Source organism: Pseudomonas sp. 2822-15 (genome assembly GCF_002742515.1).
Taxonomy (GTDB): domain Bacteria; phylum Pseudomonadota; class Gammaproteobacteria; order Pseudomonadales; family Pseudomonadaceae; genus Aquipseudomonas; species Aquipseudomonas salomonii.
This window is the reverse complement of record NZ_LJRY01000022.1, coordinates 1-293: the sequence shown is the minus strand read 5'-3', so window position 1 is coordinate 293 and position 293 is coordinate 1. Positions and strand designations below refer to the sequence as shown.

The 293-nt window shown below is 54.6% G+C and carries 1 protein-coding gene; it reads right to left on the bottom strand.

From position 1 onward, the window contains the following. Positions 1-293 (bottom strand): immunoglobulin-like domain-containing protein (locus tag AOA59_RS00070; protein WP_371919045.1); only part of this gene is annotated, 293 nt, incomplete at both ends.

The following is a 293-nucleotide window of genomic DNA, read 5'->3' as shown; positions in this document are numbered from 1 at the left end:
TTCTCGAAGTTGCCGCCCGCAGTTTTGGCGATGGTGGTGCTGACGGTGGAACCGTTGTTGTAGACGTCGTTAGCTGGAGTGTGGAAAACCGTGGAGCCTGTGGTCTCACCGGCTTTAATAGTGATCGTCTGACCGTTCGAAAGCGTCACGGTAACGTCGGTTTGCGCCTTGTTGGTCAAGGTAGCGGTGTAAGTGATGTCGCCGCCTTCAACCACGGAGGCTTTATCAGCACTCAGAGAAACCGTGGTGTTGTCGATCGAGTCGGTAATCGAAGTGACGGCCGCTTTTGGATC